The sequence below is a fragment of the Bacillus sp. FSL R5-0512 genome, from assembly GCF_038593295.1.
GTDB lineage: Bacteria > Bacillota > Bacilli > Bacillales > Bacillaceae > Bacillus > Bacillus safensis.
Window position 1 is genome coordinate 1,102,551 of sequence record NZ_CP151982.1, and the last position, 11,169, is coordinate 1,113,719.

At 42.3% G+C, this 11,169-nt stretch carries 10 protein-coding genes and 1 other annotated feature (1 of these 11 cut by a window edge); of the genes, 9 read left to right on the forward strand and 1 reads right to left on the reverse strand.

Annotated features, from left to right (window positions below; translation table 11 throughout):
* Positions 1–95: 95 nt before the first annotated feature.
* From NSQ25_RS05510 to NSQ25_RS05550, 9 genes are all read left to right on the forward strand, one after another.
* Entirely contained in the window at positions 96–1,034 is a 939-nt protein-coding gene (locus tag NSQ25_RS05510) for a beta-ketoacyl-ACP synthase III (protein ID WP_034282079.1), read from the forward strand.
* 21 nt (positions 1,035–1,055) lie between these two features.
* Positions 1,056–2,297, forward strand: coding sequence for a beta-ketoacyl-ACP synthase II (gene fabF, locus NSQ25_RS05515; RefSeq protein ID WP_034282078.1), 1,242 nt, complete (start codon positions 1,056–1,058; stop codon positions 2,295–2,297).
* A gap of 77 nt (positions 2,298–2,374) precedes the next feature.
* Positions 2,375–3,178 carry a DUF2268 domain-containing protein gene (locus NSQ25_RS05520; RefSeq protein WP_326136585.1) on the forward strand — a complete coding sequence of 268 codons (804 nt, stop codon included), beginning with the start codon at positions 2,375–2,377 and terminating at the stop codon, positions 3,176–3,178.
* A 149-nt stretch (positions 3,179–3,327) separates the two neighbouring features.
* Positions 3,328–4,308, forward strand: a complete 981-nt coding sequence (locus NSQ25_RS05525) for an ABC transporter ATP-binding protein (RefSeq protein ID WP_061109669.1) — start codon at positions 3,328–3,330, stop codon at positions 4,306–4,308.
* Positions 4,305–5,327, forward strand: a complete 1,023-nt coding sequence (locus NSQ25_RS05530; RefSeq protein WP_252050343.1) for a dipeptide ABC transporter ATP-binding protein — start codon at positions 4,305–4,307, stop codon at positions 5,325–5,327. The genes NSQ25_RS05525 and NSQ25_RS05530 overlap by 4 nt, the downstream gene beginning before the upstream one ends.
* Positions 5,328–5,412: 85 nt before the next feature.
* The gene (locus tag NSQ25_RS05535) at positions 5,413–7,047 is read left to right on the forward strand and encodes a peptide-binding protein (protein ID WP_046310550.1); all 1,635 of its coding nucleotides are present in this window, start codon (positions 5,413–5,415) and stop codon (positions 7,045–7,047) included.
* Between the two features lie 226 nt (positions 7,048–7,273).
* Positions 7,274–8,224, forward strand: a complete 951-nt coding sequence (locus tag NSQ25_RS05540; RefSeq protein WP_326136583.1) for an ABC transporter permease — start codon at positions 7,274–7,276, stop codon at positions 8,222–8,224.
* Positions 8,225–8,257: 33 nt separating this feature from the next.
* Positions 8,258–9,157, forward strand: coding sequence for an oligopeptide ABC transporter permease (gene opp4C, locus NSQ25_RS05545; RefSeq protein WP_098676812.1), 900 nt, complete (start codon positions 8,258–8,260; stop codon positions 9,155–9,157).
* A gap of 145 nt (positions 9,158–9,302) precedes the next feature.
* Complete coding sequence (locus NSQ25_RS05550) at positions 9,303–10,055, forward strand: YjbA family protein (protein ID WP_024426484.1); 753 nt, start codon at positions 9,303–9,305, stop codon at positions 10,053–10,055.
* Between the two features lie 34 nt (positions 10,056–10,089).
* Here the strand turns inward: NSQ25_RS05550 and trpS are convergent, their stop codons facing one another.
* Positions 10,090–11,085 (reverse strand): tryptophan--tRNA ligase, encoded by a 996-nt coding sequence (gene trpS / locus NSQ25_RS05555; RefSeq protein ID WP_034282069.1) that lies wholly within the window; start codon positions 11,083–11,085, stop codon positions 10,090–10,092.
* A gap of 53 nt (positions 11,086–11,138) precedes the next feature.
* Positions 11,139–11,169 (reverse strand) — a binding site (T-box leader) (it continues 190 nt past the right edge of the window).

The following is an 11,169-nucleotide window of genomic DNA, read 5'->3' on the forward strand; positions in this document are numbered from 1 at the left end:
TTGCCAAGAAGAAAAAAATAAGGTAAAATTAGTACCAGATACTAATATAAGATCACAATATCACATGCTCGTATGAGTAAAAGGAGTCTTATTCAATGAATGCTGGAATTATTGGCCTTGGCCGCTATATACCTGAAAAAGTATTAACAAATCATGATTTAGAAAAAATGGTTGAAACTTCTGACGAGTGGATTCGTACTAGAACAGGTATAGAAGAAAGAAGAATTGCATCTGATGATGTCAATACATCTCATATGGCGCTTGCTGCTGCAAAAAAAGCATTAGCTGCCGCAGATGTGGCTGCAGAAGATATCGATATGATTCTTGTGGCGACAGTCACGCCAGATCAAGCATTTCCGACAGTTGCTTGCATGATTCAAGAGCAGCTCGGTGCACATAAAGCATGTGCAATGGATATTAGCGCTGCGTGTGCTGGCTTTATGTATGGGCTTGTTACTGGAAAACAATTTATCGAATCAGGAACTTACAAACACGTGCTTGTTGTCGGTGTAGAAAAGCTTTCTCGCATTACAGACTGGGATGACCGTAATACTGCTGTTTTGTTTGGAGATGGAGCTGGAGCTGCTGTGCTGGGAGAAGTCAGCGAAGGCAAAGGAATTCTATCATTTGAACTTGGAGCAGATGGAAGCGGCGGGAAGCACTTGTACTTAGATGAAAAAGATCATACAATCATGAATGGACGAGAAGTATTTAAATTTGCTGTAAGACAAATGGGAGAGTCAAGTGTAAATGTCATTGAAAAAGCTGGACTATCAAAAGAAGACGTTGATTTCTTGATCCCGCATCAAGCAAATATTCGCATTATGGAAGCAGCACGCGAACGCTTAGAGCTTCCAGTTGAAAAAATGTCGAAGACGGTTCATAAATACGGAAACACATCAGCAGCATCCATTCCAATTTCACTATGTGAAGAAATCGAAGCCGGAAAAATTCATGACGGCGATGTGATTGTAATGGTTGGTTTTGGTGGCGGATTAACTTGGGGCGCAATCGCTATGCGATGGGGCCGATAAAAGAGTGGGGTGCACAAATTAATGGATAAGAAACGAGTAGTTGTTACAGGATTAGGTGCTTTGACACCTCTTGGCAACGATGTAGAGTCAACATGGAAAAATGCTTTAGCGGGTGTATCAGGGGTTGGACCGATTACACGTGTCGATTCAAGTGAATATACCGCAAAAGTAGCGGCAGAACTAAAAGATTTTAACATTGAAGATTACATGGAGAAAAAAGAAGCGCGGAAAATGGCACGCTTCACACAATATGCAGTCGTTGCAGCTCAAAAAGCGCTGGAAGATTCACGTCTTGAAATCACAGATGAAATCGCACCGCGTGTTGGTGTATGGGTTGGGTCTGGTATTGGCGGGCTTGAAACATTTGAAGAGCAGTTCGAAGTGTATTCAAATAAAGGGGCAAGACGCGTCAGTCCATTCTTCGTCCCAATGATGATTCCTGATATGGCGACAGGCCAAATCTCTATTGCACTTGGCGCAAAAGGGGTTAACTCTTGTACGGTGACAGCATGTGCAACAGGAACAAACTCGATTGGTGATGCATTTAAAGTTATTCAGCGCGGAGATGCAGATGCAATGATCACAGGCGGAACAGAAGCGCCATTAACAAAAATGTCGTTTGCAGGTTTCTGTGCGAACAAAGCCCTTTCGACAAATCCTGATCCAAAGACAGCAAGCCGTCCGTTCGACAAAAACCGTGACGGATTTGTCATGGGTGAGGGTGCAGGGATTATTGTTCTTGAAGAACTTGAGCATGCCTTAAAACGTGGTGCGACCATTTATGCAGAAATCGTTGGTTATGGTTCAACTGGAGATGCCTACCATATTACAGCACCAGCTCCAAATGGAGAAGGCGGCGTCCGTGCAATGAAAGAAGCGATTCGAGATGCAGGGTTGTCTGTGGAAGATATTGATTATATCAATGCCCACGGTACAAGCACACCTTACAATGATAAATTTGAAACAATGGCGATTAAAGAAGTGTTCGGAGAGCATGCGAACCAGCTTGCGATCAGTTCGACAAAATCAATGACAGGTCACTTACTTGGCGCAGCAGGCGGAGTAGAAGCCATTTTCTCTGTTCTTGCGATTAAAGACAGCGTCCTTCCTCCAACCATTAATCTTGAAACACCGGATGAAGAATGTGATCTTGATTATGTAGCAAATGAAGCACGTTCAAAAGAAGTACAAGTGGCTTTAAGTAACTCACTTGGTTTTGGCGGGCATAATGCGACAATTATTTTCAAAAAATACGAAGCGTAATACTTTCTGAGAAAGCGGCGGTCGATAAACAGATCGCCGCTTTTTTGCATATGATGAAAATGGAGGTGTTCAGCGGTATGGGTCTGATCAATACACAATATCTCATTCATCAATCATCATCATTTCAGGAGCTTGCAGCGCGCTTTGTTCCTTATTTTAAAGGGGCCGAGGAAAAAGAATGGTCGTCTATCCTCGCTCACCTGCAGCATCACGGGATGGTTCGGTCTTGGAGCTCGTGCAAAAACATGATCGACAAGCTCAAGGAAAAAGGGTACTTCAAGCTTGTCATGAAAGAATATCAAACGCTTCAAAAGCAGTGGGAAGGTCCAGACATTCCTGTGTTTATTTTACCTGTCAACGAGAGCAGCAGAGAAATCAGAGAGCAATTTTATTATCAATCCGGCATGGCATTTGATGACAAGGTCTTTCTTTTTTTGTCTCCAAATACCCCGAAGGAGCGAATCGGTACATTGCTGACTCACGAATATCACCATGTATGCAGGCTGCATTTTCTCTCAAAAGAAGAAAAAGACTTTACATTCCTCGATACAATCATGATGGAGGGGCTCGCTGAATATGCTGTGTATCATAGATATGGAGAAAACTATACAGCGAAATGGACCACCTTCTATAGCGAAGAACAGCTTCAGCGTATGTACAAGAAATGGGTATCCAGTCATCTTGATCAAAGAGTCCAGGACGACGAAAGGCTGATACAGAATCTTCTTTATGGAAAAGGGAACTACCCTAAAATGCTTGGTTACGCTACCGGGTTTTATATTGTGAAAAAATATTTCAATGAGCACCGAATCAGCGAGGAGTCTATGATTGCAGAGCCAGCAGAAACCTTTTTAAAGGCGATAGAACCACAAAGTGAATAATTCACATAAGAAGGGACATATTACAAATTTACTAAATACTTCTTGATTTCGTCATAGCGATGTAATAATATACAAATAATTCTTTTTATTTTTAAAATACAGAATATTCAGGTTCGATTCTATTGATCTAAGGAGAAAGGGGCGAATGAATGAGCACGCTGCTTGAAGTGCAAAACTTAAAGACATATTTTTTTCGAAAAAAGGAACCGATACCTGCTGTGGATGGCGTTGATTTCAGCATCAACAGAGGAGAAACTGTCGCATTAGTCGGTGAGTCTGGTTCTGGCAAAAGTATTACGTCCTTATCCATTATGGGTCTGATTCATGGAACGGGTGGGAAAATTATGGACGGTTCCATCAAACTTGATGGAAAGGACCTTGTTACATATAGTGAAAAGGAATTATGCAGCATCCGCGGTAATGATGTATCTATGATCTTTCAGGAACCCATGACCTCACTTAATCCCGTCTTAACCATCGGAGAACAAATAACAGAAATCCTCATCTATCACAAAAAACTTTTAAAAAAAGAAGCGGTCAAAAAAGCGGTTGATTTGCTGAAGCTTGTTGGTTTTTCCCGCCCGGAGCAAATCATGAAAGATTATCCACATCGTTTATCAGGCGGCATGCGGCAAAGAGTGATGATTGCCATAGCGTTAAGTTGTGACCCGAAGCTTCTCATTGCAGATGAACCGACAACTGCCCTGGATGTGACCATTCAAGCACAGGTACTCACATTAATGAAAGATTTATGCTCTACCTTTGGTACATCTATTCTTCTTATCACACATGATTTAGGTGTCGTGTCTGAAGTTGCAGATCGAGTGATTGTCATGTACTGCGGACAGGTTGTTGAAAATGGGACTGTTGAAGAGTTGTTTGAACAGCCGCTTCATCCTTACACAGAAGGGCTGCTTGAATCGATTCCTGTCATTGACGGAGACATACAGCCGTTAACGGCCATCAAAGGGAATGTTCCTGCGCCAGATCAGCTTCCAGCCGGCTGCCGCTTTGCTCCTAGATGTCCACAAGTGAAGGAACGCTGTCTGGGAGAACTGCCTAAGCTGAGAACATTTGAAAATGGCAGAAGCGTCAGATGTTTCTTATATGAGGAGGCAGACCACACATGACCCTTGCTCAAAATCAAAAACAAATAACGGAATTACCAGAGAAAGAAACGATCCTTGAACTGAAACAGATTCGAAAACATTTTCCGATTAAAGCGGGCGTCTTTCAAAAGAAAGTCGGTGCAGTGAAAGCTGTTGACGGCATAGACTTGAAGATTTATAAAGGTGAAACGTTAGGTATTGTCGGGGAGTCAGGATGCGGGAAATCCACACTAGGCCGGACAATGATCCGCCTATACGAACCAACAGACGGTCAAATCTTTTTTAAAGGGCAAGACATCACGCGCGTATCAGAATCAAAGCTAAGACAATCTACACGAAAAAACATCCAAATGGTTTTTCAAGATCCCTTTGCATCACTCAACCCTAGAAAAACACTTCGAAGCATCATCAAAGAACCCTACAAAACACATCACTTATATTCCTTAAAAGAAAGAAATGAAAAAGTAGAACAGCTTTTATCAAAGGTAGGTCTTCATCCAAGCTTTGCGAACCGCTATCCCCATGAATTTTCAGGCGGGCAGAGGCAGCGAATCGGCATCGCTCGTGCGCTTGCCATGAATCCCGACATGATCATCGCAGATGAGCCTGTATCAGCACTTGATGTATCCATCCAGGCGCAGGTCATTAATCTGATGGAGGAACTTCAGGAGGAATTTGACCTTACCTATCTATTTATCTCTCACGATTTAAGTGTGGTCAGGCATATTAGCGATAGAGTCGGCGTCATGTATCTCGGCAAAATGATGGAGCTTGCCGATAAGCATAGTCTGTACGATGACCCGCTCCATCCGTATACACAGGCTCTGCTTTCTTCCGTTCCTGTCACCCGTAAAAAAGGGCAGACGAAAAGAGAACGCATTATGCTCCAAGGCGATCTGCCGAGTCCTGCAAATCCACCAAAAGGCTGCGTATTTCACACAAGATGCCCGCACGCGAAAGAAATCTGTAAAGAAAAAGTACCAGCATTTCAGGAATTAAAAACGAACCACTTTGTTGCCTGCCACCTCTACAACGCTTGATCAAGCTTGTATGATCTCATCTTTGAGAGGGGGGATGAAACAGGATTCGATCATTATTTTTAAAAAAGAATAGGGGGAATTGTCTATGAAAGGTAGAAATAGAAAGTCCATTTTGGTCAGTTTACTGCTGATTTTTACATTAATCCTTGCTGCTTGTTCTGGTGGAAATAAAACGTCTGGAGACAGTGGAAAGAAATCCACAGGTAAACCGGTACAAGGCGGCGATCTTGTCATCGGTTCAATTGCAGAGCCAACATTATTTAACTCGCTGTATTCTACAGATGTGGCAAGCTCTGATATTGAGGAAAGAATCTACAGCTTCTTACTTCAAACAGACGGAAAGCTCAACCCTCAGCTATCGCTGGCAGAGGATATTAAAGAATCTGATGACGGCAAGCAGTTTGATGTCACCATTAAAAAAGGTGTGAAGTTTCATGATGGTGAAGAACTGACTGCTGATGATGTTGTGTTTACATACAGCATTCCAATCAATAAGGACTACAACGGGGAGCGCGGATCAGGCTTTGAAGTTTTAGAGTCTGTTAAAAAGACAGGGGACTACTCGATCGAATTCAAGCTCAATAAAAAAGATCCGTATTTTTATAATGTCACACTAGGAAGCTACGGTATTTTACCTAAGCATATTTTAGGTGATGTGCCTATAAAAGATCTCGGTGAAAACGAATTTAACCGAAAAAAACCAATCGGTTCAGGTCCATTTAAATTTGCAGAATGGAAAGAAGGAGACTACGTCAAACTAGAAGCCTTTGACGATTATTGGGATGGACGTCCTTACCTTGATACTGTCACAATTAAAACCATTCCTGATCAGAATGCAGCGATTGCCCAGCTGTCAGCAGGAGATATTGATTTCTTTGCTGTACCAGGCTCCGAGCTGCAAACAGCTGAAAAAGTGAGCAACATTAAAATCGAATCTGATCTAGGACTCAATTATTCATACATTGGCTGGAACCAGAAAAATGAACTCTTTAAAAGTAAAAAGGTCCGCCAAGCGCTGACACATGCTATTGATCGTCAAACGATTGTTGACCAAGTGCTAGATGGAGACGGCAAAGTAGCCAACATTCCAGAAAGTCCGCTGTCCTGGAACTATCCAAAGGATGAAAGTGTGCCAGTATTTGAATTTGATCAAGAAAAAGCGAAAAAGATGCTGAAAGAAGAGGGCTGGGAGGATACAGATGGAGACGGCTATCTTGATAAGGATGGCAAGAAATTCTCCTTTGTCATAAAGACCAACCAAGGAAATAAAGTTCGTGAAGATATCGCTGTCGTTGTCCAGCAGCAGCTCAAAGAAATCGGTGTGGAAGCAAAGCCGCAAATTGTGGAATTCAGTGCACTCATTGAGCAGACGACACCGCCTAAGTGGGATTATGATGCGCTGCTGCTCGGCTGGAGCCTTGCGACATTCCCTGATCAATTCAGCATATTCCACTCAAGCCAGTCTGAAAAAGGCTTAAATAACATCTGGTATAAAAATAAAGAGGTCGATAAGCTGTTAGTCGATGCTAAAAACTTAAGCGATCGAAAAGATTATTCAAAGGCATATGAAAAAATTTATAAACTGATCGCAGAGGATCAGCCGTATACGTTCCTTTACTATGCCAATTCACATCGCGCTATGCCATCTAATCTCCAAGGCTACTCTTACCACCCGAAAGATGAGTATTACAAAATCGAAAAATGGTGGCTTGAACAGTAGGCTGATAGTGAAGAAGGGGGGGATTCTCCCCTTTCACCGTGAGAACAATCCCTTGCATTCGGTGCCAGTTCTTTGGGGTGCTAATAAGATCATTTCGTTCGCTCCGCATCAGCATGAGAATTCAAGGGTTTTCAGATCACGCTGAAAAGAAGACAAAAGGCTAAAATAACATCATTTTGGCCTTTTTTTCACAGAATGGCGATCCGATGAAAAAGGAGTTGTGCATATGGTTACATATATCATTAGAAGGACATTGCTCTCCATTCCCATTTTATTAGGGATTACCATCTTGTCCTTTGCCATTATGAAAGCAGCACCAGGCGATCCGATGTCACTCATGATGGATCCTACTATTAGTGCGGCAGACCGGGAAGCCTTTATTGATAAGTACGGCTTGAACGACCCTGAATATGTGCAATATATGAAATGGCTTGGCAATATGCTTCAAGGTGACTTTGGCACATCCATTGTCAAAAAGGGAACACCCGTGGCTGATTTGATTTTTGCCCGGCTGCCAAATACCCTCATCCTCATGATCTTTTCTACATTGGTTGCCCTGCTGATCGCCATCCCATTTGGTGTTCTTTCAGCAAAACGTCCGTATACAAAGCTTGACTATGGCATTACGGTTACATCTTTTATCGGACTGGCTATTCCAAACTTTTGGTTTGGTCTCATCCTCATTATGGTTTTATCCGTGAACTTAGGATGGTTTCCAACTGGCGGAGTCTCTACCTTGAATGCCGATTTTAATGTGTTTGACCGGCTCCATCATATCATTTTACCTGCCTTTGTTTTAGCAACTGCTGATATGGCAGGGCTGACCCGGTACACAAGGTCAAGCATGCTTGATGTCATGAGGCAGGATTATATTCGCACAGCAAGAGCGAAAGGCTTTAAAGAAAACAAAGTCATTTTTAAACATGGTTTAAGAAACGGTCTTATGCCTGTCATAACGATTTTCGGATTGATGATACCATCCTTTATTGGCGGCGCAGTCGTGGTGGAACAAATTTTCACATGGCCTGGACTTGGAAAGCTGTTCATTGATTCTGCCTTTTCGAGAGATTATCCGGTCATTATGGCAATGACCGTTATTTCCGCAGTGCTTGTGGTGGTTGGAAATTTAATAGCGGATATTTTATATGCAATCGTTGATCCGCGTATTGAATATTAGAAGGGAGCTGAAGCACAATTGGCACAGCCTAATATGGGAACACCTCCTGTTGATATCAAATTAAAGGAGGGCCTTCAACCAAAGCCTGAGACGATGCTGCGTTTATTTTGCGAGAAATTTTTCAAAAATAAATTGGCGGTTGCCGGCTCCGTGATCTTATTGGTCATTATCTTTTCAGCCATTTTCGCTCCAGTGATCGCTCCATATACACCAGAACAGCAAGATTTATTGAAGCGGCTCCAGCCGCCAAGTGCTGAGCATTTTATGGGTACTGACAAGTTTGGCCGCGATATTTTCTCAAGGGTGCTATATGGCGCGCGGGTCTCTTTATTGGTCGGTTTTGTCTCAGTGCTCGGTGCAATCACCATTGGTACTGTCGTTGGTGCGGTTGCGGGGTATTTCAAAGGGTTTGTTGATTCTTTGTTAATGAGGTTTGTAGATGTCGTGTTGTCGATTCCAGACATTTTTCTATTGATTACGCTCGTCACCATTTTCAAACCGGGCATTGATAAATTGATTTTAATCTTTGCTTTGACAGGCTGGACAACAACGGCCAGACTCATCCGCAGTGAATTCTTATCACTTCGAACAAGAGAATTCGTCCTCGCGGCGAGAACCATTGGAACGAAAAATCATGTCATCATCTTTTCGCATATTTTACCGAACTGTATCGGTCCTATTATTGTGTCAGCTACATTAAAAGTAGGCTCTGTCATTTTAGCGGAATCAACGCTCAGCTACCTTGGATTTGGTATTCAGCCGCCAACGGCAAGCTGGGGCAACATGCTGCAAGACGCACAAAATTTCTCCATTATGGTGCAAGCTTGGTGGTACCCGCTTTTCCCAGGTTTATTCATTTTGCTGACTGTTTTATGCTTTAATTTTTTAGGAGATGGGCTGAGAGATGCGCTTGATCCTAAAAAGCTGAAGTAAAGTTTAAAGGGGCTCTGCGTTTCCTGAACGAAAGAAAGACATGAAGCTCATCATTCTCAGCTTATAGTTTTGATAAAGTTGGAATAATTTCTCTATCCCTTGCCCATACTGTGGACAACAGTTTTTATAAAGTGAGGGATTGGTTATGTTATTTCTTCATGACGTATGGGTGAATTGGTTTGAAGGGGAAGAGAATGGCTACAATGTGTGTCATTTTCATGAGTGGCGTAAGGAGGACAGTGTTGAACTGTTAGATCAAGTGCCTTTACTTAAGGTGCAGAGCCCTTTGTTTGATTACATAGAGAATGATCTTTCAGAGCTGCCGAAGACGCTGCTAGAGTCTGTATTTGAGAAATCATATATTCGAAAAAATCATGAACGCCGTAAATTAGAGTATTGCTTTGTAGTCACCGACGGAATTCGAATCATTGCTGTAGATACGATAGGGTATTCCATACCTGTGAGAAAAAGCCGCTTGATTCCAAGGCAGGAGCAATTGGTGTATGAAATGGTGAAAGATGTGAAGGCAGAGGAATATGAATTTTCTAAGGACAGCCTTGAATCGACGAAAGAGTATCACATTCTATCACTGCCGCCGCAGCATATCAGCGGATTAACGAGAAAAGAAAGACAGCTGAAACAGCTGATGTTTATGGCGCTCGATCAATTAAAAGGGCTCAAAAACAGGGCGGAGATTGCGTATTGGTATACGGAATGGAACCCGCGCATGTACAACCAAATCAAACGAATGTCTTTCGAAGAGATTTGGAACATGCTTTACAATGAAACGATTGATGGGTGGTCAGAGAATCATTTAGCCTTCTGTGAAAAAATGATTAAAGGACAGCCTTTTTTCGAAAAGCTTTGGGAAATGGAAAACGAATCAAAAGTAAATTAGAAAAAGCTTGCAGCGGCAGTGCTGCAAGCTTTTTTTATTTGCGTTTTCTGCCAAGACCCATCGCATTCTCCATTTTTTTCAGCATTTTGTTTGCTGCGCGGTTTGCTTTTTCAGCACCTTCGTCTAGAATGCGGTCAAGCTCGTCTGATTCAATGAGTTCGTAGTATCGATCTTGAATTGGTTTTAAAGCCTCAATGACAACGTTCGCAAGATCTCCTTTAAACTCACCATATCCTTTGCCTTCGTACTTTTGCTCCAGCTCAGCAATCGATATGTTGCCTAAAACAGAATAAATCGTCAGCAAGTTGGCAATTCCAGGCTTGTTCTCTTTGTCATACCTCACGATGCCTTCTGAATCCGTCACAGCACTTTTAATTTTCTTTTCAAGCTGCTTTGGTTCATCTAATAAGGTAATGAAAGATTTTTGGTTCGGATCGGATTTGCTCATTTTTTTCGTTGGATCTGTTAAAGACATAATCCGTGCGCCTTCTTTTGGAATTTTCACTTCAGGCACAGTGAAGATGTCATTGTACTTTCGGTTAAAGCGTTCAGCGAGCGTTCTAGTCAATTCAAGATGCTGCTTTTGGTCTTCTCCAACAGGGACTAAATCAGTACCATATAATAAGATATCGCCAGCCATTAATGGGGGATACGTTAATAGGCCTGAAACAACTGCTTCTTTACCAGCGGATTTGTCCTTAAATTGGGTCATTCTTTCTAATTCTCCAATATAAGCAACACATTGAAGCATCCATCCTGCCTGGGCGTGAGCAGGTACCTCTGATTGGATAAACAATGTCGCTTTCTCTGGATCAAGACCAACAGCTAAATAAAGAGCTGCTAAGCTTCTAATATTTTGGCGGAGAGCTAATCGGTCCTGACTCACTGTAATCGCATGTTGATCCACGACACAAAAATAGCCATGATAGTCATGCTGCAAATCAACAAATTGCTTCATTGCTCCAATATAGTTCCCTAACGTGACAGAACCGCTCGGCTGAATGCCTGAAAAAATTGTCTTCTTTGTCATACTAAAACCTCTTTTCTTCAATATAAAAAGGCCCACCCATCACTTTTCAACAGAAAAGGGACGAATGAACCGTGGTACCACCCT